Genomic DNA, 24,900 nt, shown 5'->3' on the forward strand with positions numbered 1-24,900 from the left:
AGCAGGCAATCATGTTCAACGCAGTGATCGATGCACCGTTCGGCAAGGTCGGCATTCGTGTCGAAGGCGAGGCCGTGCGCGAGATCGTCTATCTACCGGATTCGGTGCAGAGCGTCGCGCCCGACACGCCGTTGGCGAAGCAGGCCGTCGAGCAGATCGAACGCTACTTCGAGCGGGCTTCCGCTAAGTTCGAGTTGCCGCTCGCGCCGGTCGGCACCGCGTTTCAGCGACGCGTCTGGCAAGCGTTATGCGAGATTCCGCCGGGCGTCGTGCTGACCTACGGACAGTTGGCGAAGCAGTTGGGCAGCGTGCCGCGCGCGGTCGGCCAGGCTTGCGGCGCGAATGACTTTCCGATTGTGATTCCGTGTCATCGGGTGGTGAGTTCGAGCGGCATCGGCGGCTTCGCGCATCATGCCGAAGAGGGCTTCTTTCGCAACGTGAAGCGCTGGCTGCTGGCGCATGAAGGCATTCCGTACGCATGAGCGATCTCACCGCCGACGACGCGAGCGTCGTGTCACTCTCATCTTCCTCCGAATGGGGGGCGAGTCAGGCGTCGATCGACGCGTTCTGCGACGCGCTATGGCTCGAACACGGCCTGTCGCGCAACACGCTCGATGCGTACCGGCGCGATCTGCGGCTCTTCAGCGAATGGCTCGCGACAACCCGCAACGCGTCGCTCGACACAGCCACCGAAGCCGATCTCAACGCATACAGCGCCGCCCGGCACCAGGACAAGTCGACCTCTGCGAACCGGCGGCTCTCGGTGTTTCGCCGCTATTACGCGTGGGCGGTGCGTGAGCATCGCGCGACGGTCGATCCCACCTTGCGCATCCGTTCGGCGAAACAGCCGCCGCGTTTTCCGTCGACGCTCAGCGAAGCGCAAGTCGAAGCGCTGCTCGGCGCACCCGATATCGACACGCCGCTGGGATTGCGCGATCGCACGATGCTGGAGCTGATGTATGCCAGCGGCCTGCGCGTCACCGAACTCGTCACGCTGAAGACGGTGGAAGTGGGGCTGAACGAAGGCGTGGTGCGCGTGATGGGCAAGGGCTCGAAGGAGCGGCTGATTCCGTTCGGAGAAGAAGCGCACGGCTGGATCGAGCGCTATCTGCGCGACGCGCGGCCGGCGCTGCTCGGCCCGCGCGCGACCGATGCGCTGTTCGTAACCAACCGCGCCGAAGGCATGACGCGTCAGCAGTTCTGGAACATCATCAAGCGCCACGCGGCGGCGGCCGATGTGCATGCGCCGTTGTCGCCGCATACGTTGCGGCACGCGTTCGCCACGCACCTGCTCAATCACGGCGCGGACCTGCGCGTCGTGCAGCTGCTGCTCGGCCACACGGATATCTCGACCACGCAGATCTACACGCACGTCGCCCGCGAACGGTTGAAGTCGCTGCATGCGATGCATCATCCGCGCGGGTGATGCTGGGCTTACGTGCGTGGTGCCGCGCGCCTTGCTATGGTTGTTGCGCTAGACGAACTCGCGCAAGCGGTGTTTGAGAATCTTGCCGGTCGAGGCCGCGGGTAACGCGGCGAGCACCTTCAATTCGGCCGGCCGCTTGTACGGCGCAAGGCGCTCGCCGCACCACGCGATCAATTCGGCGGGTGTCACTGTCGCGCCCGCCGTCAATTCGACGAACGCGATCACTTCCTCGTTGCCCTCGACCGCGCGTCCGATCACCGCCGACTGCACGACTTGCGGATGCGCATTCAACACGTGCTCGACTTCGGCCGGGTAGACATTGAAGCCCGAGCGGATAATCAACTCCTTGCTGCGCCCGACGATATGCAGCGCGCCGTCGGCGTCCTGCCGCGCGAGGTCGCCGGTCTTGAGCCAGCCGTCCTCGGTCACGGTCGCGCGGGTTTGCTCCGGACTGCGGTAGTAGCCGAGCATCACGTTCGGCCCACGCACCCACAGTTCACCGATTTCACCCGGCGGCGCCTCGACGCCGTCGAGCCCGACGAACCTCACGTCGACGCCCGGAATGACTTCGCCGACCGAGCAGTCGCTGCGCGGTGCATCGAGCATCGTGTGCGAGACCGTGGGACTGCTCTCGGTCATCCCATAGCCGTTGTGCAGCGGCAGACCGTAGACGGCCTCGACTTGCGCCTTCAGCGCGGCGTCGAGCGGCGAGCCGCCCGAGTAGGCAAAGCGCAGATGCGGCGCCGACCACGGGAAGCCGCGCGTCTGCAGATGTTCGAGCAGTTTGGCGTGCATTGCCGGCACGCCCTGGAAGATCGACACGCGTTCGTTGGCGAGGGCGCGCCGCACGGCTTCCGGCGCGAAGCGCGGCGCAAGCCGCAAGGTCGCGCCGGCGTGCAGGCTGCCCAGGCATACCGATGCGAAGCCGTACACATGCGAGATCGGCAGTACCGCATAGACAACGTCGTCGGGCCCGACCTTGCGCAAGCGGCTCGACACGGCCGCGATGTAAAGAAGGTTGCGATGCGACAGCATCACGCCTTTCGGTGCGCCGGTGGTGCCGGTGGTGTAGATCAGCGCGGCGCACTGGCGGTCGTTCGCGGCTTCGAGCGGTTCGGCTTGCGCCGTGCTATCCACGGTGTATGACCATGCGCCGATGTCCGGTGTGATGGCTGGCGCGGGCGTCGCTCGATGGCGCAGCGCGTGTTGCAGGGCGTCGCCGGACTCCACCGCATACGCGACTACGCGAGGCTGCGCGTGCGCGCGGATTGCGTCGAGCTCGGCAGCGGACAGTCGCGCGTTCGACACCAGCGCCCATGCGTCGAGGCGCGCGGTCGCGAACAGCAGCACGATCTGCGCGATGCTGTTCTCCGCGACGATCATCACGCGATCGCCGCCGCGCACGCCCCATTCGCGCAGCAAGGCGGTGACGGCGGCGATGGCTTCCAGCAGTTGCGCGCTAGTGAGTTGACGCGCGTCCTCGATCAGGGCGACGTGCTGCGGGTCGCGTGCGGCGGCGAGCGCGGGAATCTCGGCAATGCGTGCGGGCAGGGCAGCCAGCAGGGCGGGGATGTCGATAGTGGAACGGATGGGTGAATCGATGCTCAATGCTGTCTCCGGTGTCGATCAGAGTGAGTTGCTTAAAGCGCTCCACTGCGCAGCATGCCCTGCGTCAGCGGTCCAACCGAATATTTTCGAACGATCGTGCCACAACCGCCGCGCTCGCACAATCGGCCATTCGGCAAATAGCCGTTGTGCAAACTCGCCATTACAATGCGCCGATGAGCAAATCCAGACACGTTTCCGAGACGCCTGCCACGCAGTTTCTGCGCCGCCACGGCGTCGCGTTCGGCGAGCACCCTTACGATTACGTCGAGCACGGCGGCACCGGCGAATCGGCGCGCCAGCTCGGCGTGGACGAGCATCATGTCGTGAAGACCCTCGTGATGGAAGACGAACACGCGAAGCCGCTGATCGTGCTGATGCACGGCGATCGCACCGTCAGCACCAAGAACCTCGCGCGACAGATCGGCGCGAAGCGCGTCGAGCCGTGCAAGCCCGAGGTGGCAAACCGGCACTCCGGCTATCTGATCGGCGGCACGTCGCCGTTCGGCACGCGCAAGCAGATGCCGGTCTATGTCGAGTCGACTATTCTCGAGTTGGACCGGATCTGGCTGAACGGAGGCCGGCGTGGGTTCCTCGTCAGTATCGAGCCGAAGGTGCTGACCGGGCTGCTGGCGGCAAAGGCGGTGCAGTGCGCGAGCGTCGATTGACGTTTGCGAGAATGTTTTCCGGGCGGGCGCGTTCGGTAGAATGTGCGCCGCTTTGTTCCGAGTTGTGTTCCCCGTTGCATGCACTGATGCGGTCGCAGTATCGGGTTTCAGACCGCTGATCCTTATAAGAGTCCCCAGATGCAAAACCTGATCGTTGCTGTCGTTGCCTACCTGATCGGTTCGGTGTCGTTTGCCGTGATCGTGAGCGCCGCAATGGGCCTCGACGACCCGCGCTCGTACGGCTCGGGCAACCCAGGCGCCACCAACGTGCTGCGCAGCGGCAGCAAGAAGGCGGCGATTCTCACGCTGATCGGCGACGCCTTCAAGGGCTGGCTGCCGGTCTGGTTCGTCGTGCACTACGGCGCGCGCTACGGGCTGGACGAGACGTCGGTGGCGATTGCCGCGGTCGCGGTGTTTCTCGGCCACCTGTATCCGGTGTTCTTCCGCTTCAAGGGCGGCAAGGGCGTGGCGACCGCGGCGGGCGTGCTGCTCGCGATCAATCCGACGCTCGGCGTCGCGACCTTGCTGACATGGCTGATCGTCGCGTTCTTCACGCGCTATTCGTCGCTGGCGGCGCTGGCCGCGGCGGTGTTCGCGCCGCTCTTCTACGCATTTCTGTTCGGGCCGCGAGTGATTGCGCTGGCGATCGTCGTGATGAGTTCGCTGCTGGTGTGGCGTCATCGCGGCAACATCGCCAAGCTGATGCGCGGGCAGGAAAGCCGCATCGGCGATAAGAAGAAGGCGGCTGCGCCGGCGGCGGGCAATGATCTTTGAGGCTTTGAGGCTTTGAGGCTTTGAGGCTTTGAGGCTTTGAGGCTTTGAGACGCGGCGCGCATTGCGCGCCGCGCCGACCCAAGGCGACACCCGGCGCGAATCGCTCGCCCGCCCCTTGCGCAAGCCTCACGGCGTTCGTAGCGATTGCCCGTCGCCGCGCGCGTACTTGCGCTGTTGCAGCCTCAGTCGCGGAAGTTGTTGAAGTCGAGCGGCGTGTCGGTCACGTCCTTGCGTAGCATCGCGATCACGCTTTGCAGGTCGTCGCGCTTGCCGCCGGTGATGCGCACCGCGTCGCCCTGAATGCTCGCCTGCACCTTGATCTTGCTGTCCTTCACGAGGCGCACGATCTTCTTCGACAGATCGCCCGACACGCCCTTCTTGATCTTGATGACCTGCTTGACCTTGTCGCCGCCGATCTTCTCGATCTTGCCGTAGTCGAGAAAGCGCACGTCGACGTTGCGCTTGGCCATTTTCGACAGCAGCACGTCTTTCACCTGACCGAGCTTGAAGTCGTCGTCGGCGTAGGCCGTGATTTCGTTTTCCTTATGTTCGACGCGCGCGTCCGACCCCTTAAAGTCGAAGCGTGTGGAAATTTCCTTGTTGGACTGTTCGATCGCGTTCTTGACTTCGATCATGTTCGCTTCACAGACGACGTCAAACGATGGCATTGCATTCTCCCAATAGTGCTGCGGTGCGTGACGCGGCCGGGCGGCTGCGCACGGGGCACTCGCTATAATCACGGACCGGACGTCATTTTACCGACGCCACTCCCTTTTGCCCAAGGCCGCCGCGCATTGTCGCGCGGCCGGGGCCGATCTGGCCTGATTCGCTGTTTCATTGTCCTCGATTCCGATGTCCCAATCCGATTCCGCCGCGTTCATTGCCGGCTATCCGCTGAAGGCGCACAACACCTTCGGCTTCGATGTCCGCGCGCAGTTTGCCTGCCGGATCGAACGCGAAGCGCAATTGATGGCCGCCGTGCGTGACCCGCGCGCGGCCGGCCTGCCACGTCTCGTGCTGGGCGGCGGCAGCAACGTCGTGCTGAGCGGCGATTTCGCCGGGCTGGTGCTGCTGGTCGCGTTGCGGGGCCGACGCGTCGTGCGGGAGGACAACGATGCCTGGTACGTCGAGGCGGCTGGCGGCGAGCCGTGGCATGAGTTCGTCGCGTGGACTTTGTCGCAGGGTTTGCCTGGGCTGGAGAATCTCGCGCTGATTCCGGGCACGGTCGGCGCCGCGCCGATCCAGAACATCGGCGCATATGGACTGGAAATGTGCGAGCGCTTTGCGTCGCTGCGTGCGGTGGAGTTGGCGACCGGCGACGTGGTCGAACTCGACGCGCAGGCTTGCCGCTTCGGCTACCGCGACAGCTTCTTCAAACGGGAAGGGCGCGACCGTTTCGTGATCACGTCGGTGACGTTCCGTCTGCCGAAGGTCTGGCAGCCGCGTGCTGGTTACGCGGACCTCGCGCGTGAACTGGCTGCGGGAGGTTATGCCGCCAGCGCCGGGCAAGGCAGCACGGGTACGCAGCCGACTGCGCAAGCGATCTTCAATGCGGTAGTGGCGGTGCGCCGCGCCAAGTTGCCCGATCCGCTGGAACTCGGCAATGCCGGGAGCTTTTTCAAGAATCCGGTCGTGGACGCGGCGCGGTTCGATGCGCTGAAAAACAATGAGCCGGATGTGGTGTCCTATCCGCAGGCAGACGGCCGGGTGAAGCTCGCCGCCGGCTGGTTGATCGATCGATGCGGCTGGAAAGGCCGTGCGATGGGCGCGGCGGCCGTGCATGAGCGGCAGGCGCTGGTGCTGGTGAATCGCGGCGGCGCGAGCGGCGCGGAAGTGCTGGCGCTGGCTCGGGCTGTTCAGCGGGACGTGCTGGAGCGGTTCGGCGTGGAGTTGGAAGCGGAGCCGGTTTGTTTGTGACGCGGCGCGGGCGTGGGGGCGTAGTGGGCTGAGGCAGAGCGAGCGGAGTCGTACTGTGAGGGCTCGGAAAAGCGGTTCGATGGATGCGCTCGTGAATCTTGACGCCGACTCGTACGAGCGTGATGCCGGAATGAAAAAAGCGCCGGGAGATAAACTCCCGGCGCTTTTTTATCGACTGCGTTTCGGATCAGGCCGTGCCTGCGGCGCTTGATTTCGCGGACGCGAAGCTAGCCTTCACCGAAATTCCCCCGATCAACCACGCTGACGGCGCGCGTTCTCCGCGATCCGCATGCGCAGCGCGTTCAGCTTGATGAAGCCGCCGGCGTCGGCCTGGTTGTAGGCGCCGCCGTCGTCGTCGAACGTGGCGATGGTCTTGTCGAACAGCGTTTCTTTCGAATCACGCGCGACCACCGAAACGCTGCCCTTGTACAGCTTCACACGCACCCAGCCGTTGACCTTTTCCTGCGTGTGGTCGATCAGCACCTGGATCGCGCGGCGCTCCGGGCTCCACCAGTAGCCGTTATAAATCAGCGACGCGTAGCGGGCCATCAGGTCGTCTTTCAGGTGAGCGACTTCACGGTCGAGCGTGATCGACTCGATGCCGCGGTGCGCCTTCAGCATGATCGTGCCGCCCGGCGTTTCATAGCAGCCGCGCGACTTCATGCCGACGTAACGGTTTTCCACCAGATCCAGACGGCCGATGCCGTGCTTGCCGCCGAGGCGGTTCAGTTCGGTCAGCATTTCCGCCGCCGACAGACGCTTGCCATTGATCGCGACCGGATCGCCGTGCTCGTACTCGATGTCGAGGTACTCAGGCTGGTCCGGCGCCTGTTCCGGCGACACTGTCCAGCGCCACATATCGGCTTCCGCTTCCGCCTTCGGGTCTTCGAGGTGACGGCCTTCGAACGAGATGTGCAGCAGGTTCGCGTCCATCGAATACGGCGCGCCGCCTTGCTTGTGCTTCATTTCGATAGGAATGCCGGCCTTTTCCGCGTACGCGAGCAGCTTTTCGCGCGACAGCAGGTCCCACTCGCGCCACGGTGCGATCACCTTGATGCCCGGCTCGAGCGCGTAGTAGCCGAGTTCGAAGCGAACCTGGTCATTACCCTTGCCGGTTGCGCCGTGCGACACCGCCTGTGCGCCGGTGGCGCGAGCAATCTCGATCTGACGCCTGGCGATCAGCGGACGTGCGATCGACGTGCCCAGCAGGTACTCGCCTTCATAGATCGTGTTGGCGCGGAACATCGGGAACACGTAGTCGCGCACGAATTCTTCACGCAGGTCTTCGATGAAAATGTTTTCCTGCTTGATGCCGAGTTGCAGGGCCTTCTTGCGCGCCGGCTCCAGCTCTTCGCCCTGGCCGATGTCGGCCGTGAACGTGACGACTTCGGCGTCGTAGTTGTCCTGCAACCACTTCAGGATGACGGAGGTGTCGAGGCCGCCCGAATAGGCGAGCACGACTTTCTTGATATCGCTCATGGTGAACTCGTAGCTGGAAGAAGCGGGAAAACAAGCGCACCGGCGGTTCCGGCGCGCGGAAAAGCGCTATTTTGACACTAAACCGCCGGGCGCCCGCGTTTTTGGGGCAGTGCGGTGGTGCGGCCGGGTCCGCATTTCAATCGAGGACACCGGCCCGATGCGCGGCGCTAACGTGGATGCCTTGCCTCGTATTCAAGGCCCCGTCGCGCTTCACGCAGGTGCTGCGTAGCGGCCAGCTCAGTGATTCAGCTTGCCGAGCAGCAGATATTCCATCAACGCCTTTTGCACGTGCAAACGGTTTTCCGCCTCGTCCCACACGACGCTTTGCGGGCCGTCAATCACTTCCGCGCTGACTTCCTCGCCGCGGTGGGCGGGCAGGCAGTGCATGAAGAGCGCGTCGGAGTTGGCGCGCGCCATCATTTCGGCGTCGACGCACCAGTCGGCGAAGGCTTTCTTGCGCGCTTCGTTTTCGGCTTCGAAGCCCATGCTGGTCCAGACGTCGGTGGTGACGAGGTCGGCGCCCGCGCAGGCTTCGTTCGGGTCGTCGAATTCCTCGTAGAACGGCGCGCTCTCGGCGGCGACCATTGCGCGGTCGAGCTTGTAGCCCGGCGGCGTGGACAGGCGCAGCTTGAAGCCGAGAATCTGCGCGGCTTCGATCCACGTGTACAGCATGTTGTTCGCGTCGCCGACCCACGCGACCGTCTTGTCGCGGATCGGACCGCGATGTTCGAAGTACGTGAAGATGTCGGCCAGCACCTGGCAGGGGTGATACTCGTTGGTCAGCCCGTTGATCACCGGCACGCGCGAATTTTCCGCGAAGCGCTGGATGATGTCCTGACCGAACGTGCGGATCATGATGATGTCGACCATGCGCGAGATCACTTGCGCGGCGTCTTCGATCGGTTCGCCGCGGCCGAGTTGCGTGTCGCGCGTGCTCATGAAGACGGCGTGGCCGCCCAGCTGGAAGATGCCGGCTTCGAACGACAGGCGCGTGCGCGTCGAATTTTTTTCGAAGATCATCGCCAGCGTGCGGTCGTGCAGCGGGTGATAAGTCTCGTAGCTCTTGAATTTGCGTTTCAGAATGCGCGCGCGTTCCAGCACGTACTCGTAGTCTTCCAGCGAGAAATCTTTGAACTGCAGGTAGTGGCGAATTTTCTTGGCGGTCATGAAACAAATACGGCGGTCTCACCCGGCAGGATTGCCGGACGGCGCCGCCGTCGTTTGTGGTAACTCAATGCAGCATAAAGGATTTCGCCCCGTTTGACGAGTCGGCCAAAAGGCCGGGAAAGCTGGCTGAAAGCCTCGCCCGGCTGCCGGCGGGACCTTGTGTGCGCTGCGGAAAAAGGACCGCTGCGCTATAATCTGCCGGTTCTCCCAAAGCCCGGCAGGCCGTATCTGGCCTGCGGGATACGGCTCGCGCGGTTCGGAAAATCTGCTCGCGGTGCGCCGTCATGACAAGCGCCGAGGCTGCTCAGCCGGCCCAGGCGGTTTCTGGTGGTGCGGCTTGCCATCGCGGCGTACCTGCCGCGAATTCAGGCATCTGCAGCTGACGTGCCGTCGGCTTTGCCGTCTTCCCGCTGGGCAGTCACACAGGTATTTCTACATGGCCGAAGCAGCTCCAACCGAATTTTTCATTCAGGGCATCACGTCGACCGGAAAGCGATTCCGGCCGAGCGACTGGTCGGAGCGGCTCGCCGGTGTGATGGCGTGTTTCGGCCCGGGAGCGAAGAAGGGGCCGAATGCCTATATGCAGTACTCGGTGTACGTGCGGCCGACCATGATCGGCGATCTCAAATGCGTGATTCTCGATTCACGCCTGCGCGACATTGAGCCGATGGCCTTCGATTTCGTGCTCAATTTCGCGAAAGACAACGACCTCGTCGTCACCGAGGCTTGCGAGCTGGAAATCGACCATGCTCCCGCGCCGCAAGCCAAAAGGCACGTTCTATAGCGCAAGCCGGCCAGATCGAAGAAAACAGAAAACCCGCCAGAAGCGGGTTTTTTTGCGTGAAGCCGGCGCATCGGGCACCCGTTCGTCAATTGCAGCGAGCGCGATGCGGTGAACCGCGCGCCCGTGTTCGCGCCAAGCAAAAAAGCCCGCCGAGGCGGGCCTTTCTGTGCAGCGGAAACAGGAGGTAGCCCACCGGAGCGGGCTGACCGGAATTACTGCGCTGCGGACGCTTGCAGACCCTTGATGGCTGCAGCGAGACGGCTCTTATGGCGAGCAGCCTTGTTCTTGTGAACGATGCTCTTGTCGGCAATGATGTCGATGGTCTTCGACGATGCCTGGAAGATTTCAGCGGCCTTAGCCTTGTCGCCGGCGTCGATCGCCTTGCGGACAGCCTTGATAGCCGTGCGGAACTTCGAGCGCAGTGCCGAGTTGTGCGAGTTTGCCTTGGCGGCCTGGCGGGCGCGCTTGCGTGCTTGTGCGGAGTTAGCCATGACGGTTCCTTATCCTGTTCCTGTTTCCAGTACCTGACCTTCAAGTGGTGAGGTGCTGCTTTTAATCCGAACTCTTGGAAGCGATTGCCCAAGAGCGCAAAAGGTGTCGAAAAAATCGATCGAACTACGCGAAGGCGGGCCCGTGTTCCCGGGTATCCGAGGATGTTGCCAGACGGCGTGCTGCCGACCTGAACCCCGTCCGAAAATTGAGCGAGCTTCGAAACCGGCGATTATAGCAACAAAATCAGGCACGTGGCAACGGGAATACATGGGTGCGCCGCACGGGCCTGTCGCGTGAAGGCCGCTGCCGTCGGGCGGGCAGTCGCTTGACAGTGTGGCGAGAGCGTCGCCGCGGCGTCCAGCAGCACGCGCTCCGTGGCGTGTTGGGCGGGACGCGGTACGATCCCGCTCGGCCGCAAAAAAATGCGCCGATCACGCGATCCGATCGAACGTCTGCGCAGCAAATCGGTCCGAATCGCGTTCTGGCTCGTCGTCCGCACTTGCGGCACCCGTATAATAAGCGCCCCATGAATCTATTCCGAGCCCTGCTGACGGTCAGCGGCTTCACGCTGCTGTCGCGCGTGACCGGACTGGCCCGCGAAACGCTGATCGCTCGTGCGTTCGGCGCCAGTCAATACACTGACGCGTTTTACGTCGCCTTCCGTATCCCGAACCTGCTGCGCCGCATTTCCGCCGAAGGCGCGTTCTCGCAGGCCTTCGTGCCGATCCTCGCCGAGTTCAAGAACCAGCAGGGCCACGACGCCACCAAAGCACTGGTCGACGCCACGTCCACCGTGCTCGCGTGGGCGCTGGCGGTGCTGTCGCTAATCGGCGTGGTGGGCGCGTCAGGCGTGGTGTACATCGTCGCCTCGGGCCTCGCGCACGAAGGGCAGGCGTACGCGCTCGCGGTCACGATGACGCGCATCATGTTCCCGTACATCATTTTCATCTCGTTGACGTCGCTGGCGTCGGGTGTCCTGAACACGTACAAGAACTTCTCGTTGCCCGCGTTCGCGCCTGTGCTGCTGAACGTGGCGTTCATCGTCGCGGCGGTGTTCGTCGCGCCGCGTCTGCAGACGCCGGTCTATGCGCTCGCGTGGGCAGTGATCGCGGGCGGCATTCTGCAATTCATCGTGCAACTGCCAGGTCTGAAGAAGATCGACATGGTGCCGCGCATCAGCCTGAATCCGCTGCGCGCGCTCGCGCATCGCGGCGTCAAGCGGGTGCTGTCGAAGATGGTCCCGGCGATGTTCGCCGTGTCGGTCGCGCAGATCAGCCTGATCATCAACACCAATATCGCGTCGCGCATCGGGCCGGGCGCGGTGTCGTGGATCAACTACGCCGACCGGCTGATGGAGTTTCCGACCGCGCTGCTCGGCGTCGCGCTGGGCACGATCCTGCTGCCGAGCCTGTCGAAGGCGCACGTCGACGCCGATCCGCAGGAGTACTCGTCGCTGCTCGACTGGGGGCTGCGCGTGACGTTCCTGCTGGCCGCGCCGAGCGCGGTTGCGCTGTTTTTCTTCGCGCAGCCGCTGACCGCCGTGCTGTTCAACTACGGCAAGTTCGACGGCAACTCGGTCGTGATGGTTAGCCGCGCGCTGTCCGCGTATGGCGTCGGCCTGATCGGTCTGATTCTGATCAAGATCCTCGCGCCCGGCTTCTACGCGAAGCAGGACATCAAGACGCCGGTGAAAATCGGCGTCGGCGTGTTGATCGCGACGCAGTTGAGTAACTATGTGTTCGTGCCGCTTTTCTCGCATGCGGGTCTCACGCTGAGTGTCGGGCTCGGCGCTTGCGTCAACGCATTGCTGCTGTTCGTCGGTCTGCGCAACCGCGGAATTTATATGCCGTCGGGCGGCTGGCTCAAATTCTTCGTGCAGTTGTTCGGCGCCTGTCTGGTGCTCGCCGGCACGATGCGTTGGCTGGCGATCAACTTCGACTGGATCGCCATGCATGACCGGCCGGTCGACCGGATGGTGCTGCTGGGCGCGTGTCTCGTGCTGTTTGCCGCGCTATATTTCGGTATGCTTTGGTTGATGGGCTTCAAGTACGCGTATTTCAAAAGGCGAGTGAAGTGATCACGATGACGCGAGTTCTCGACTATTTCAGCACGCTCGTAGCCGAAGACGAGAGTCTGCCGCTGACCGAGACGGCCCTCTCGCTCGCGCAGGATGCCTACCCCGATCTCGATCTGCAAGCTACGCTGGCCGAGATCGACGAACTGGTGGTGCGCCTGCAGCGCCGCATGCCGGCCGACGCCGACATCCGTCAGAAGGTCGGCATTCTGAACCGGTTCTTCTTCCGCGAGCTCGGCTTTGCCGCGAACCTCAACGACTACTACGATCCCGACAACAGTCATCTGAATGCGGTGCTCAAGCGGCGCCGCGGCATTCCGATTTCGCTCGCGGTGCTGTATCTGGAGATGGCCGAGCAGATCGGCATTCCGGCGCGCGGTGTGTCGTTTCCGGGGCACTTCCTGCTGCGCGTCACGACGCCCGACGGCGACATGATGCTCGATCCGACCAGCGGACATTCGCTGACCGAAGCGCAGATGGTCGAGATGCTGGAGCCGTACGTGGCGTCAGCGGGCGAATCGGTGAGCCGCGCGCTGCGCATGCTGCTGCAACCGGCCACGCGTCGCGAGATCATCGCGCGGATGCTGCGCAATCTGAAATCCACCTATCTTCAGACCGAGCGCTGGCAGCGTTTGCTGGCGGTGCAGCAGCGTCTCGTGATTTTGCTGCCGGAAAATATCGAGGAGGTGCGCGATCGCGGCTTCGCGTACGCGCGGCTCGACTACCTGCGCCCCGCGCTCGAAGACCTCGAAAGCTATCTGGGCGATCGCCCGGATGCCGAGGACGCGACGGTGGTCGAGTCGCAATTGCATGAATTGCGTCAACGCACCCAGCACGACGATCGCGAATAGCGCCAGCCGTGCCGTGCGCTTTGAAGCCGCGCAAAACAGAACGCCTGCACATGGATCATGTGCAGGCGTTTTTTCCTGCGTGCCGTATGCCGTATGCCGCATCAGGCGGCAGGACGGCGCGGCGTTACTTCGGCTGCATGCGGATCGCGCCGTCCAGACGAATCACTTCGCCGTTGAGCATCGGATTGTCGAAAATCTGCTTGGCGAGCATCGCGTATTCCGCGGGTTTGCCGAGCCGCGGCGGGAACGGCACCATCGCGCCGAGCGCGTCCTGCACTTCCTGCGGCATGCCGAGCAGCATCGGCGTTTCGAAGATGCCCGGGGCGATCGTCATCACGCGGATCGCGTTGCGCGACAGGTCGCGCGCGATCGGCAGCGTCATGCCGACCACGCCGCCCTTCGATGCCGCGTAGGCCGCCTGGCCGATCTGGCCGTCGTACGCGGCCACCGATGCCGTGTTGATGATCACGCCGCGCTCGCCGTTCGCGTTCGGCTCGTTCTTCGACATTGCCGCGGCGGCGAGCCGGATCATGTTGAAGGTGCCGATCAGATTGATCGAGATGGTGCGCGCGAACGAGTCGAGCGGATGCGGGCCGTCCTTGCCGACCGTTTTCGTGGCCGGTGCGACGCCCGCGCAATTCACGAGGCCGCGCAGCGTGCCGAGCTTCGTCGCGGCTTCGACGGCCTGGATGGCGTCGTCTTCGCGGCTCACGTCGCATTTGACGAACACGCCGCCGAGTTCTTTGGCAAGCGCTTCGCCGGCGTCCTGATTCAGATCGGCGAGCACCACCTTGCCGCCGTTCTCGACGAGCAGGCGCGCTGTGGCGGCGCCAAGACCCGATGCACCGCCGGTGATCAGGAACGCATTGTCACGAATCTCCATGTCTACTCCTTTGCTTCGGTTGTCGTATCTCGATCGAATATCTTTTCGATGATCGATTGTAACGGCTATGCTGCAGCGCGGAAAGCCAAGCGGTGGGGCGTGTCTGGTCCGTCGCGCGAGCGAACAGATTGGGATAGCTAATTAATTGGCAGGAGCGCGTACGGCTCGGAGAGCGAGGCGGGCGGGCCCACGCTGCGCCGTTTCTCCCGATAAACCAATAAAAAACCCGCCGGCGAAGGGCGGGTTTTTTCAAACAGAAGCGGTTTGAAGCGAACTTACTTCAACGCGTCGAACGCGCGAGTGCGAATCTCATCGACACTGCCGAGGCCCGAAATACGGCGGTACTGCGGTGCCTTCAATGTGGTCGACGGATCGCCGTTGTTCGCCCAGTTGTTGTAGTACTCGATCAGCGGCTTGGTTTGCGCTTCATACACGTCCAGACGCTTCCTGACCGTTTCTTCCTTGTCGTCTTCGCGCTGGATCAGCGGCTCGCCGGTCACGTCGTCCACGCCTTCGACCTTCGGCGGATTGAACTTGACGTGATACGTGCGGCCCGAAGCGGCGTGCGAGCGGCGGCCGCTCATACGCAAGATGATCTCGTCGAACGGCACGTCGATTTCCAGCACGTAGTCGATCGCGACGCCGGCCTGCTTCATCGCTTCCGCTTGCGGAATGGTGCGCGGAAAACCGTCGAACAGATAGCCGTTCGCGCAGTCCGGCTGCTGCAGACGTTCCTTCACCAGGTTGATGATCAACTCGTCTGTGACCAGTTCGCCGGCGTCCATGAAGCGCTTCGCTTCGAGGCCGAGCGGCGTGCCTGCCTTGACGGCCGCGCGCAGCATGTCACCCGTGGAAATTTGCGGAATACCGAATTTTTCCTTGATGAAGTTTGCCTGAGTGCCCTTACCCGCGCCGGGTGCACCCAAAAGGATCAAACGCATGTGATATCTCCAGATCTATGTGAATTCTTCGATGCCGCCGCAGCCATCCCACGATTCGTCGAGGGGCCCGCGTCGGCGGCCGTTGCGGTCTCGCGCTGCACGTCCAAACACGACGGCGCTGCAAGAGGGGCAACGATGCGACCGGGCAAACCCTGAGTTTCGCTATGCAAGGGGAGGCGCGCATAACCGTCCGATTATGCCATGGGTTTTTGTGCTCAAGACCCGAATAAAGCCTGCACGCGCGCGAGATCCGCGGGGGTGTCGACGCCGGGCAGCGGCACATCCGGCGTGACGAGCACCGCGATGCGCTCGCCATGCCACATCGCGCGAAGCTGTTCGAGCGCTTCGACCTGTTCGATCGGCGAGATGGCGAGACTCGGGTACGTGCGCAGGAATTGCGCGCGATACGCGTATAGCCCGATATGCCGATGAACGATCGCCGGTGCAGGCGGGGCGGGCATCGACGCGACATTCGGCCAGTGCGGCTGATACGCGTCGCGAGCCCAGGGGATCGGCGCGCGCGAAAAGTACAGCGCGACGCCGTGCGCGTCGAGCACGACCTTGACGACGTTCGGATTGAAAATTTCCGCGGGATCGGTGATCGGGTGCGCGGCGGTGGCGATCGCACAGCCGTTGCTTGCCGCGAGGTGCGACGCGACGCCGCACACGAGAGCCGGATCGATCAGCGGTTCGTCGCCTTGCACGTTGACGACGATCGTGTCGTCGCTCCAGCCGAACTGCGCGGCGACTTCCGCGAGACGGTCGGTGCCCGACGGATGGTCGGCGCGCGTCAGCACGGCTTCGAAGCCGTGGTCGCGCGCGGCGTCAAGCACGGCCTGCGCGTCCGACGCGACCAGTACCTGCTGTGCGCCCGACTCGCGCGCGCGTTCGGCGACCCGCACCACCATCGGCTTGCCGCCGATATCGGCGAGCGGCTTGTTGGGCAGGCGCGTCGAAGCGAGCCGGGCCGGCACGACGGCGATGAACGGGGGAGTGGCGGGGTTAGCTTGGGTCATCGGGAAGACAGGCGGAAAGACGGGCAGGGATTAAACCGGAGGAAGCACCCGCGCATGCGGTACGGGCGCGAACAGGAAAGACAGCAGCGGACGCGCAAGGCAACGGCCAGTGGCGTCGCGGGACAGCGCGGCGGGGCGCCGGCCCCGCGCGCGAAGCGAACTCAGGCGACCGAGCCCGGATTCAGATCGACCGGCGTGCCTTCCACGGTCTGCCGCGCTTCGTCGACCAGCATCACGGGAATGCCGTCGCGGATCGGATAAGCGAGTTTGTCCGCGTTGCAGATCAGTTCCTGCGCGGCACGGTCGTAGCTGAGCGGGCCCTTGCAGATCGGGCAGACGAGAATTTCAAGCAGGCGAGCGTCCACGGACTTTCTCCACAACTAATGCAATGAGGCGATGATCGAGCGCGGCTTCGACCGGGACAACCCAGATGCGCGCGTCGTGCCAGGACCCTAATTTTACCGCATCCTTTTCCGTAATCAGGATCGCATCGGCGTCCACGTCGGTAAAAGGATTGCGTTCGAACGCGTAGTGATCGGGCAGCGCGCGCGTGGCGGGCGCGAGACCGGCGGCACGCAGCGTCGCGAAAAAGCGCTCCGGCGCGCCGATGCCGGCCGCGGCCAGCACGCGCTCGCCGGCGAACTGCGCGAGCGGACGGCGCAGCGCCGGGTTCTCCAGATGCCAGGCGTCGGCGGGCGCGAGTTGCAGCGCGAACGTGTTCGGCCACGGCGGCAGGGTGCGCGCGTACGGATCGTTGATCAGCGTCGCGTCGCGTCGGCGCGATAGCGGCTCGCGCAACGGGCCGGCCGGCAGCAGGAAGCCGTTCCCGCCGAGCCGGTGGTCGAACACGACCAGTTCGGCGTCGCGCGCGAGGCGGTAATGCTGCAGGCCGTCGTCGCTGACGATCACGTCGACGTCGCGATGCGCGGCGCACAGCGCCTGCGCGGCGGCCACGCGGTCCGGACAGACCCACACCGGCGCGCCCGTGCGGCGTGCAATCAGCAACGGTTCGTCGCCGCCGACCGTCGCCGCCGACGCAGGCGTGACCGGCGTCGGTGTTCTCACGCGCGCGCCGTAGCCGCGCGACACCACGCCGGGACTGAAACCGGCGGCGCGCAACGCTTCGACCAGCGCGATGACGGTCGGCGTCTTGCCGGTGCCGCCGACGGTCACGTTGCCGACCACGACCACCGGCACGCCGACTCGCACGGATTTCAGCCAGCCTAGCGAGAAGGCGGCGCGGCGCGCGCCGGCAATCGCGCCGAACACGCACGCGAGCGGCGTCAGCGCCCACGCGAACGGCCCGCGCTGTTGCCACTCGCGCGCGAGGCGGGCTTCGAGACGGTCGTTGAGTGCGCTCATGGACGAGTCGCGCGGACGAGCGGCGCGCCATTCGCCGGCAGAGGGCGGCGCGGCGGCGTGCAGGCGCCTGGCGCTATACGCGGGGTCAGCATCAACGCGGTTCTCCGGACAGTCGAAAAAGTGAGGCGGGAAATGATGCAGCGGCGGGGTCCGTCGCGCTCGCGCAGCGTGCCGCAATGGTCCGCTTCGCGGGGCGTCCGGCATGCCGTCGAACCCGCCACTCTAGCGTGCGCGCATCCCGCCCGGCAAGTCGCGCGGCGAGTGTCAACGCAGGAGCCGCGAGTCGCAATGCTGCCCGCAGCCTGTGGATAACTTTGTGGAGAACCTGCCGTCAAATCGGCGCGAAGGCCCGTTCCGAGCCTTGCGCATCGGCAAGTGCAGTGGCTGCTGAGATGTAAACACCATATAAATCAACGACATGCTCTGAATCGACCCGCGCTGGCGGTCGGTCTGGCGGGATCCGTCTGGCGCCTCCCGCCATGTGGACACTTTTAACAATTCAGCGACTACGCTGGACGCCGTTAGCTAGTCGGTCTATCGTCTGTCCGGCCAGTCACAGATACCCCTTCGCATGAATTCCGAAAGTCCTTTTGCTTCGTCGGCGACGCCCGGCGGTGAAGTCGTCGTTCCCGTTTCAGCGCTCAACCGCGCGATCGGCACGATGCTCGAACGCTCGTTTCCGCTCGTCTGGGTGGCCGGCGAAGTGTCCAACTTCACGCGCGCGGCGAGCGGCCACTGGTATTTCTCGATCAAGGACGCGCAGGCGCAAATGCGTTGCGTGATGTTCCGCGGGCGGGCGCAATACGCCGAATTTACGCCGCGCGAAGGCGATCGCATCGAAGTGCGCGCGCTCGTCACGATGTACGAGCCGCGCGGTGAACTGCAACTGAATGTCGAAGCGGTGCGCCGCACCGGCCAGGGGCGTCTGTACGAAGCGTTTCTCAGGCTCAAGGCGCAGCTCGAAGCGGAGGGGCTCTTTGCTGCCGAGCGCAAGCGCGCGTTGCCGACGCATCCGCGGGCGATCGGCATTGTCACGTCATTGCAGGCCGCCGCATTGCGTGACGTGCTGACCACGCTGTCGCGCCGCGCGCCGCATATTCCCGTGATCGTCTATCCGGCGCCCGTGCAGGGCGTGGGCGTCAGCACGAAGCTCGCGGCGATGGTCGACGCGGCCAGCGCGCGGCGCGAAGTCGACGTGCTGATCGTGTGTCGCGGCGGCGGGTCGATCGAAGACCTGTGGGCCTTCAACGAAGAAGTGCTCGCGCGCGCGATTGCGGAAAGCGCGATTCCTGTGGTGAGCGGCGTCGGTCACGAAACCGATTTCACGATCGCTGATTTCGCCGCCGACGTGCGCGCGCCGACGCCGACCGGCGCCGCCGAACTCGTCAGCCCGCAACGCGTGCTGCTGCTGCGCGAACTCGATCATCGTCACGCGACCCTCGCGCGCGGTTTCGGCCGCATGATGGAGCGGCGCGCGCAACAACTCGACTGGCTCGCGCGCAGGCTCGTGTCGCCGGCCGAGCGGCTCACGCGGCAACGCACGCATCTGCAGCAATTGAGCGTGCGGCTCGCGTCGGCGGGCGCGCGTCCGGTGCGTGACGCGCGAGCGCGTTTTTCATTGCTGCAGATGCGCTGGCAGCGCTGGCGTCCGGATCTCGCCGCGCATCAGGCGAAGCTCGGCAATCTCACGCAACGTCTGGACGCGGCTCTATTGCGCCAGCATGAACGGCAGGTCGCGCGGATCGATACGCTCGCCGCCCGGCTCGAAGTGCTGAGTCCACAGCGCACGCTGGAGCGGGGCTACGCCGCGATGATCGATGCGCAGAGCGGCCGCGCGGTGCGCGCGCCGTCGTCGTTGCGACCGGGGCGTCGCCTGACCGTGCATCTCGCCGAAGGCTCGGCCGACATCGCGCTGGCCGATGTGCAAGCGCGTCTCACCGACGGTTTCTGACACTTCGCCGACGCTCGCAACGGCCGTGCTGCGGCTCGCGGATGAGCCGGGCACACGCTATGCGAATGCACGGTTTACGCGGTGTGCACGGCCTCTTTTTCGCTGCCGGGCATAAAGTCCGTTGGTTTGCGGGGTTATTCCAACTCGCCTACAATCGAGTGTTCTTAAGCGTTATCCGCAGACTCCCCACAACAGATACAGACAAAGGAAATCACCATGGAACATACGCTCCCGCCGCTGCCGTTCGCGAAAAACGCACTTGCTCCGCACATGTCGGAAGAGACGCTCGAATTTCACTACGGCAAGCACCACCAGACCTATGTGACCAACCTGAACAATCTGATCAAGGGTACGGAGTTCGAGAACCTGTCGCTGGAAGAGATCGTCAAGAAGTCGTCGGGCGGCGTGTTCAACAATTCGGCTCAGGTGTGGAACCACACGTTCTTCTGGAACAGCCTGTCGCCGCAAGGTGGCGGTGCACCGACCGGCGCACTGGCTGACGCGATCAACGCGAAGTGGGGTTCGTTCGACAAGTTCAAGGAAGAATTCGCGAAGACCGCAGTCGGCACGTTCGGCTCGGGCTGGGCATGGCTCGTGAAGAAGGCCGACGGTTCGCTCGACCTGGTGTCGACGAGCAACGCCGCCACGCCGCTGACCACCGACGCGAAAGCACTGCTGACGATCGACGTGTGGGAACACGCGTACTACATCGACTACCGCAATGCGCGTCCGAAGTTCGTCGAAGCGTACTGGAACATCGTCAACTGGGAATTCGCGTCGAAGAACTTCGCGTGAGATTGCCGTGAGTGTGTCAGTTGCCGCGTGACGTGACGGTTTGAGTCGGCCAATCGCATTGGCGGGATTCGACATGATGCCGTCGTCGCGGTGGCAACGAACGGTTTGAAAAGTGAAAGCCCTTATTCCTGAGGGCTTTTTTTTCGGGCTTGGGAAATGGGCCTGAGCAAGCTTGTGCAAGTCAATGCAATTCGCAGGTCGTAGCGCGAATGTGGACGGTGACGGAATGCATTTTCGCTCGGCGAGTTTGATGGGGCCCGTGACTGCGATCGTTAAGTTCACCGTTATGATTGCCGAGCCGGTTCTTCAGGCACAAGTTTGTCACAGTTGGTAACTGCCGCATCGCGAGTGAACGCGCATGAGGTGGCATGCTCAGATTTCGCCGGACTTCGCGTGTGTGGATCAAGGCTGCGGCGATGCCGCATCTTCATTGTTCGAGGTCCGTTGATGCCGATGGCCTCGACCCGCACGCGTCGGTGGCGCGACCGAACTGGCAGACGTGGGCGGTGGCGGATGATTCATAAACTGAAAATTCTGCGCTATGGCGGCGCTTGGAAATGTCGTAGCTGGTTGCTGAATTGCGTCACGAGACAAGGCTGTATCCGACTGCGCGAAGACCGACGATACACAAGTGGCACAAGCCACGCCCACTGCCAAAGCTAACCGATTCATTGAGTCATCCTTCTTTTCCTTGAGAGGGGCAATATCCGCGCGATGCGCGAGCGCGTATAGTCGAGCCGCCGCGTGTCGCGGGACCGAGTCTTGCGGCGAGCGATTTGCACGATAGCGTTGCAAGCCAGTTTAGGCGCCACGACGCGCGATTTGATTGCCGGCCCGCTTACAAGCGTTACCTGGTATGACGCCGCCACACGGCGAGTGCCCTGCGACACGCCATGCGATTCGCACGCCCACCCGCCGAAGTGCGGAGAAAAAACTTTCTGTAACTATCCGGTAACCATAGATCGCGCCGATTGGCCTAACGTTTGAATTCCCATGTTTCGAAAGCACCATGATGTCCAGCACTAAATCGATAAGTATGGCAATACCGGTCGCCGTGGTTGCACTCGCGCTCGGCGGTTGCGCGGTGATGCCGCCGAGTGGCCCGAGCGTGGTCGCGCTGCCGCGCAGCGGCGAATCGCTTGACCAGTTTCAGCAGAACGACTACGCGTGTCGTGATTACGCGAACCGCTCCACTAATTCGTCCGGCTCGGCGCAGGCGGCCACGACGAATAGCGTGAACAGCGCGGCGCTGGGCACCTTCGGTGGCGCGGCGATAGGTGCACTGCTCGGCGCGGCGGCCGGCAATGCGGGTGCTGGCGCGGCCATCGGCGCGGGTAGCGGGCTGCTGATCGGCGGCGCGAACGGTGCCAACAGCGCGCAGTATTCTGCGGCCGGCTTGCAGGCGCACTACGACGCCGCCTACGCGCAGTGCATGACCTCGAAGGGCGACACGATTGCGCAGCCGCGGCCGTACTACGCCGCGCCGCAACCAGTGTATGTCGCGCCGCAGCCTTACTATGCACCGCCGCCGGGGTACGTCGCGCCTCCGCCGGTCATGTATGCGCCTTATCCGTACTATTGAGCCGTTTAGCGCGTGGATCGATCGGTCCGCTTGGCGTTGTCGAAGCCCGCTGTTTCACGCGGTGATCGCGCAAACCGATCGGTGTCAACGTTCCTTCATCTTGGGCGGAAATACGCACTTGTTCGCCGCACGTTGCGTTGACGCCGAAGTCGGCGTGTTTAGCGTCAGGAGCCGAAGGGGATCGCGAACGTCGAGCGCTGCCGGCGCGCTCCGTTCAGCGCGCGTTCGATGCGGTCGGTCCGCGTGCTGCGGTTCGGCAGACCGGTGACCGTCTCAAGCTTGGCGAGCCGCACGATCTCGCCGCAGCAGAGATCGGAGCGCGCGGTGGTCGGGCGCTCGGGCATTGGCGACAAGCTCCGTGCAGCCGAGGTGACGGGTTTGCTGTTTTTTGTGCGATTGGATGCAACGAATCAGCGCAAAAAAAGCCCCTGCTCGTGGCGAGCAGGGGCTTTTCGGTTAGCGCGCCGCATGTCCCGGCGCCCTCGCGTTAGCGCGGTCGCGAGCAGTGCGTGCATCGACAGCAGCAGACGCTAATAGCACCGATCGGTTGCGATGGCCCGCGCCGGGCAAGTCAGTGCGAATCATGCAACGTGAACTGCTTACTCCGCATCACTCGTCGCCGCTGTTTTGCGAGGACGACGGCTGCGTGGCGCGGTTTTACGTGCGGCCTTTTTGACTGCAACGGGCGCTTCCTCCGCAGCGACAGCTACTGACTGCGGCTCGGCGGGTGCGGCGATCTCCGGGATGTCATCGATCGTGCGCGGCGTGCTCTTTTTCGCTTTCTTCGCGGCCGTCTTGCGTGGCGCGCGTGTCTTGCGGCGTTCGGCCTTGTTGCCGTCCGCATCGCTGGCGTCTTCGTTACCACCAACTGCAACCGGCTCAGCGGCAGCGTTTTCCTGCTCTACCCAGGTGGCTTCCGGCTGTTCGGCAGCAGGCTCGCTGGCCCAAGGCGCTCGCTCCTGTTCGTACTCGTGCGCCGGGGTTTCCTCGCGAGCTTGCACGTGACCCGTGGGCTCGACCTGTACGCGCTCTTCGTGAATCGCCTCCTGTTGCCCACGGCCAGCCTTGCGATTGCCGCGGCCTCTGCGACGCGATTCGTGCTTGCCACCCGTTTCGGCAACGGCAATCACCGTCTCGGCAACCTGCGCCTCATACAACTGCTCGGCCGATTCCGCTTCGGCAGGCTCGTTCACGCCTTCGCCAGCGACGTTTGCCGCCGTACTGCGGTAGACGTATGCGCCAGATTTCTCGTCGCGACCAAATTCGAGCAGCCCACGTGCCTGCGCCTCTTCCAGCAGATTGCCGAAGGCGCGAAAACCGTAGTACGTCTCGTTGAAATCCGGTTTGCGGCGCTTGATCGCGTTCTTCAATACGGATGCCCAGATCTTGCCGCTGTCGCCGCGTTCGGACGCGAGTGCATCGAACGTTTGCACCGCGATCTCCACCGCCTTCGTGCGGCGTTTTTCCAGATCTTCCTTGTGACGGCTCTTGTCTTCGTCCGGCGCACGTTTGGCTGCTTGCTGAGCGTTCTGCTGCGGACGCGTCGACTCGCGCTTCACAACCGTGCGCTGACTTTCACGCACGAGGTCGTCGTAAAAGAAGAACTCGTCGCAGTTCGCGATCAGCAGATCGGACGTGGACTGCTGCACGCCCACGCCGATCACCTGTTTAGCGTTCTCTCGCAGCTTCGACACCAGCGGCGAAAAGTCGGAGTCGCCGCTGATGATCACGAACGTATTGACGTGCGACTTCGTGTAGCAGAGGTCGAGCGCGTCGACGACGAGCCGGATATCCGCAGAATTCTTGCCCGATTGGCGCACGTGCGGAATTTCGATCAATTCGAAATTGGCTTCGTGCATCGCGCCTTTGAAACTCTTGTAGCGATCCCAGTCGCAATACGCCTTCTTCACGACAATGCTGCCCTTGAGCAGCAGACGTTCGAGCACCAGCTTGATATCGAACTTGTCGTACTTCGCGTCGCGCACGCCGAGCGCGACATTTTCGAAGTCGCAGAATAGCGCCATGCTGACGTTTTCGTTGGATGACGCCATGTATATCTCCATTGAAGCGATCGTCGAATTCGACGAATCGCGACCATGATAGCGATTCCAGCGAAGGTGAGCAGCTTTTGTGTTTTGGCCGCACCGACTGCGACGGCAACAGAGGCTGACTTGCGGGCGCCGTCACGGTGGGCGCCGCACTCCATTTCGGCCGCGAGGACAGCGTGCGTCGCTTGAGCGAGTCGAGTAAAGCGGATCTAAATGAATCACTGGTTTCGCCTGTATGAAAATGGAAAGATGCGCTTCGAGCACTCGACCACCCTTACGACTGCGCGACTGCTAGTGGCACAAGCAGGAGAGCGCGGAAGCCAAGTCCTGAATAGCAAAGTGTTCGTTGGAACCGGAGCCGAACGGGGCAAAGGGGACGCCGCTATAGGTCATGTCGGCGCACAACGTCGCCCACCGCCGCGCGCGTTTCGAGCACGCCGTCGATCAATCCGTACTCCTTCGCCTCATGGGCCGACATGAAGTTGTCGCGATCGGTGTCGCGCACGATTTCCTCGACGCTGCGTCCGGTTCGCTCGGCCATCATGGCATTCAGGCGCGCCCGCAGATACAGCACTTCCTTCGCCTGAATCTCGACGTCCGCCGCCGTGCCCTGGCTGCCGCCGGACGGCTGGTGAATCATGATGCGCGCGTTGGGCAACGCGTAGCGCTTGCCGCGTTGACCCGCGGTGAGCAGGAATGTCCCCATGCTGGCGGCGAAGCCGGTGCACAACGTCGACACCTCCGGTTTGATGAATCGCATGGTGTCGTAAATTGCCAGACCGTCATACACCGAGCCGCCCGGCGAGTTGATATAAAAGGAAATATCCTTGTCGGGGTTTTCGGATTCGAGAAACAGCAACTGGGCGACAATCAGACTGGCCGACTGCTCGTTGACCGGCCCGACCAGAAACACGATGCGCTCGCGCAGCAGGCGCGAGTAAATGTCGTAGGCGCGTTCGCCGCGTCCCGACTGCTCGATCACCGTGGGAACGAGGCCGAGGCCGTGGACGGATGGATAGCTGAGGTGCATAGGGGTTCCATAGTGGCGGCACGGCACGGATGCCCGATGAGTACCTCTGGATCGA

24 protein-coding genes are annotated in these 24,900 nt (G+C 63.6%); 11 read left to right on the top strand and 13 right to left on the bottom strand.

What is annotated here, in order from left to right; translation table 11 throughout:
- Positions 1–11: 11 nt before the first annotated feature.
- Positions 12–482, top strand: a complete 471-nt coding sequence (locus BGI01S_RS01350; RefSeq protein WP_042321382.1) for a methylated-DNA--[protein]-cysteine S-methyltransferase — start codon at positions 12–14, stop codon at positions 480–482.
- Complete coding sequence (gene xerD / locus BGI01S_RS01355; RefSeq protein ID WP_042321385.1) at positions 479–1,426, top strand: site-specific tyrosine recombinase XerD; 948 nt, start codon at positions 479–481, stop codon at positions 1,424–1,426. Before BGI01S_RS01350 ends, xerD begins: the two co-directional genes overlap by 4 nt.
- Before the next feature lie 48 nt (positions 1,427–1,474).
- On the opposite strand, the gene BGI01S_RS01360 is transcribed toward xerD, so the two are convergent.
- On the bottom strand, positions 1,475–3,034 hold the full coding sequence (locus BGI01S_RS01360; RefSeq protein WP_042321388.1) for a class I adenylate-forming enzyme family protein: 1,560 nt from the start codon (positions 3,032–3,034) through the stop codon (positions 1,475–1,477).
- A gap of 173 nt (positions 3,035–3,207) precedes the next feature.
- Between BGI01S_RS01360 and ybaK the strand changes: the two genes are divergently transcribed.
- The gene (gene ybaK, locus BGI01S_RS01365; RefSeq protein WP_042321390.1) at positions 3,208–3,699 is read left to right on the top strand and encodes a Cys-tRNA(Pro) deacylase; all 492 of its coding nucleotides are present in this window, start codon (positions 3,208–3,210) and stop codon (positions 3,697–3,699) included.
- A 138-nt stretch (positions 3,700–3,837) separates the two neighbouring features.
- The gene (plsY, locus tag BGI01S_RS01370) at positions 3,838–4,473 is read left to right on the top strand and encodes a glycerol-3-phosphate 1-O-acyltransferase PlsY (RefSeq protein WP_042321393.1); all 636 of its coding nucleotides are present in this window, start codon (positions 3,838–3,840) and stop codon (positions 4,471–4,473) included.
- Positions 4,474–4,655: 182 nt separating this feature from the next.
- Here the strand turns inward: plsY and BGI01S_RS01375 are convergent, their stop codons facing one another.
- Positions 4,656–5,141: a YajQ family cyclic di-GMP-binding protein gene (locus BGI01S_RS01375; RefSeq protein WP_007180572.1), complete on the bottom strand. Its 486-nt coding sequence runs from the start codon at positions 5,139–5,141 to the stop codon at positions 4,656–4,658.
- A gap of 184 nt (positions 5,142–5,325) precedes the next feature.
- On the opposite strand from BGI01S_RS01375, the gene murB reads away from it, so the two are divergent.
- A complete protein-coding gene (gene murB, locus BGI01S_RS01380) occupies positions 5,326–6,390 on the top strand; it encodes a UDP-N-acetylmuramate dehydrogenase (RefSeq protein ID WP_042321397.1) in 1,065 nt (354 codons plus the stop codon).
- Between the two features lie 252 nt (positions 6,391–6,642).
- On the opposite strand, the gene BGI01S_RS01385 is transcribed toward murB, so the two are convergent.
- The gene (locus BGI01S_RS01385) at positions 6,643–7,869 is read right to left on the bottom strand and encodes an argininosuccinate synthase (protein ID WP_042321400.1); all 1,227 of its coding nucleotides are present in this window, start codon (positions 7,867–7,869) and stop codon (positions 6,643–6,645) included.
- 237 nt (positions 7,870–8,106) lie between these two features.
- Positions 8,107–9,036 carry an ornithine carbamoyltransferase gene (argF, locus tag BGI01S_RS01390; protein WP_042321403.1) on the bottom strand — a complete coding sequence of 310 codons (930 nt, stop codon included), beginning with the start codon at positions 9,034–9,036 and terminating at the stop codon, positions 8,107–8,109.
- Positions 9,037–9,472: 436 nt separating this feature from the next.
- Between argF and BGI01S_RS01395 the strand changes: the two genes are divergently transcribed.
- The gene (locus tag BGI01S_RS01395; RefSeq protein ID WP_042321405.1) at positions 9,473–9,820 is read left to right on the top strand and encodes a DUF3579 domain-containing protein; all 348 of its coding nucleotides are present in this window, start codon (positions 9,473–9,475) and stop codon (positions 9,818–9,820) included.
- Between the two features lie 212 nt (positions 9,821–10,032).
- Here BGI01S_RS01395 and rpsT read toward each other — a convergent pair whose 3' ends face one another.
- A complete protein-coding gene (rpsT, locus tag BGI01S_RS01400; protein ID WP_042321408.1) occupies positions 10,033–10,311 on the bottom strand; it encodes a 30S ribosomal protein S20 in 279 nt (92 codons plus the stop codon).
- 527 nt (positions 10,312–10,838) lie between these two features.
- Here rpsT and murJ point away from each other — a divergent pair.
- Entirely contained in the window at positions 10,839–12,389 is a 1,551-nt protein-coding gene (gene murJ, locus BGI01S_RS01405) for a murein biosynthesis integral membrane protein MurJ (protein WP_042321411.1), read from the top strand.
- A gap of 5 nt (positions 12,390–12,394) precedes the next feature.
- On the top strand, positions 12,395–13,237 hold the full coding sequence (locus tag BGI01S_RS01410) for a SirB1 family protein (RefSeq protein ID WP_042322530.1): 843 nt from the start codon (positions 12,395–12,397) through the stop codon (positions 13,235–13,237).
- 124 nt (positions 13,238–13,361) lie between these two features.
- Here BGI01S_RS01410 and BGI01S_RS01415 read toward each other — a convergent pair whose 3' ends face one another.
- The 5 genes from BGI01S_RS01415 to lpxK form a co-directional block, all read right to left on the bottom strand.
- Positions 13,362–14,120, bottom strand: coding sequence for a 3-hydroxyacyl-CoA dehydrogenase (locus BGI01S_RS01415; protein ID WP_042321414.1), 759 nt, complete (start codon positions 14,118–14,120; stop codon positions 13,362–13,364).
- 275 nt (positions 14,121–14,395) lie between these two features.
- On the bottom strand, positions 14,396–15,061 hold the full coding sequence (gene adk / locus BGI01S_RS01420) for an adenylate kinase (RefSeq protein WP_042321418.1): 666 nt from the start codon (positions 15,059–15,061) through the stop codon (positions 14,396–14,398).
- Positions 15,062–15,276: 215 nt separating this feature from the next.
- The gene (gene kdsB, locus BGI01S_RS01425) at positions 15,277–16,077 is read right to left on the bottom strand and encodes a 3-deoxy-manno-octulosonate cytidylyltransferase (RefSeq protein ID WP_042321420.1); all 801 of its coding nucleotides are present in this window, start codon (positions 16,075–16,077) and stop codon (positions 15,277–15,279) included.
- A 161-nt stretch (positions 16,078–16,238) separates the two neighbouring features.
- A complete protein-coding gene (locus tag BGI01S_RS01430; protein WP_007180583.1) occupies positions 16,239–16,442 on the bottom strand; it encodes a Trm112 family protein in 204 nt (67 codons plus the stop codon).
- On the bottom strand, positions 16,423–17,439 hold the full coding sequence (gene lpxK / locus BGI01S_RS01435) for a tetraacyldisaccharide 4'-kinase (RefSeq protein ID WP_042321425.1): 1,017 nt from the start codon (positions 17,437–17,439) through the stop codon (positions 16,423–16,425). The genes BGI01S_RS01430 and lpxK overlap by 20 nt, the downstream gene beginning before the upstream one ends.
- A gap of 571 nt (positions 17,440–18,010) precedes the next feature.
- On the opposite strand from lpxK, the gene xseA reads away from it, so the two are divergent.
- The 3 genes from xseA to BGI01S_RS01450 all read left to right on the top strand — a co-directional run bounded on the left by xseA (position 18,011) and on the right by BGI01S_RS01450 (position 21,767).
- The gene (gene xseA / locus BGI01S_RS01440; RefSeq protein ID WP_042321429.1) at positions 18,011–19,390 is read left to right on the top strand and encodes an exodeoxyribonuclease VII large subunit; all 1,380 of its coding nucleotides are present in this window, start codon (positions 18,011–18,013) and stop codon (positions 19,388–19,390) included.
- 216 nt (positions 19,391–19,606) lie between these two features.
- Positions 19,607–20,185, top strand: a complete 579-nt coding sequence (gene sodB / locus BGI01S_RS01445; protein WP_042321432.1) for a superoxide dismutase [Fe] — start codon at positions 19,607–19,609, stop codon at positions 20,183–20,185.
- A gap of 1,009 nt (positions 20,186–21,194) precedes the next feature.
- Positions 21,195–21,767 (top strand): glycine zipper family protein, encoded by a 573-nt coding sequence (locus tag BGI01S_RS01450; protein ID WP_042321435.1) that lies wholly within the window; start codon positions 21,195–21,197, stop codon positions 21,765–21,767.
- 164 nt (positions 21,768–21,931) lie between these two features.
- Here the strand turns inward: BGI01S_RS01450 and BGI01S_RS01455 are convergent, their stop codons facing one another.
- The 3 genes from BGI01S_RS01455 to clpP form a co-directional block, all read right to left on the bottom strand.
- Complete coding sequence (locus BGI01S_RS01455) at positions 21,932–22,111, bottom strand: hypothetical protein (protein WP_042321438.1); 180 nt, start codon at positions 22,109–22,111, stop codon at positions 21,932–21,934.
- Positions 22,112–22,366: 255 nt separating this feature from the next.
- Entirely contained in the window at positions 22,367–23,818 is a 1,452-nt protein-coding gene (locus tag BGI01S_RS01460; protein ID WP_042321440.1) for an NYN domain-containing protein, read from the bottom strand.
- A 379-nt stretch (positions 23,819–24,197) separates the two neighbouring features.
- Positions 24,198–24,845, bottom strand: a complete 648-nt coding sequence (gene clpP, locus BGI01S_RS01465; protein WP_042321443.1) for an ATP-dependent Clp endopeptidase proteolytic subunit ClpP — start codon at positions 24,843–24,845, stop codon at positions 24,198–24,200.
- Between the last annotated feature and the right edge of the window lie 55 nt (positions 24,846–24,900).

This window comes from Paraburkholderia ginsengisoli NBRC 100965 (assembly GCF_000739735.1).
In the GTDB taxonomy this organism is placed as follows: Bacteria; Pseudomonadota; Gammaproteobacteria; order Burkholderiales; family Burkholderiaceae; genus Paraburkholderia; species Paraburkholderia ginsengisoli.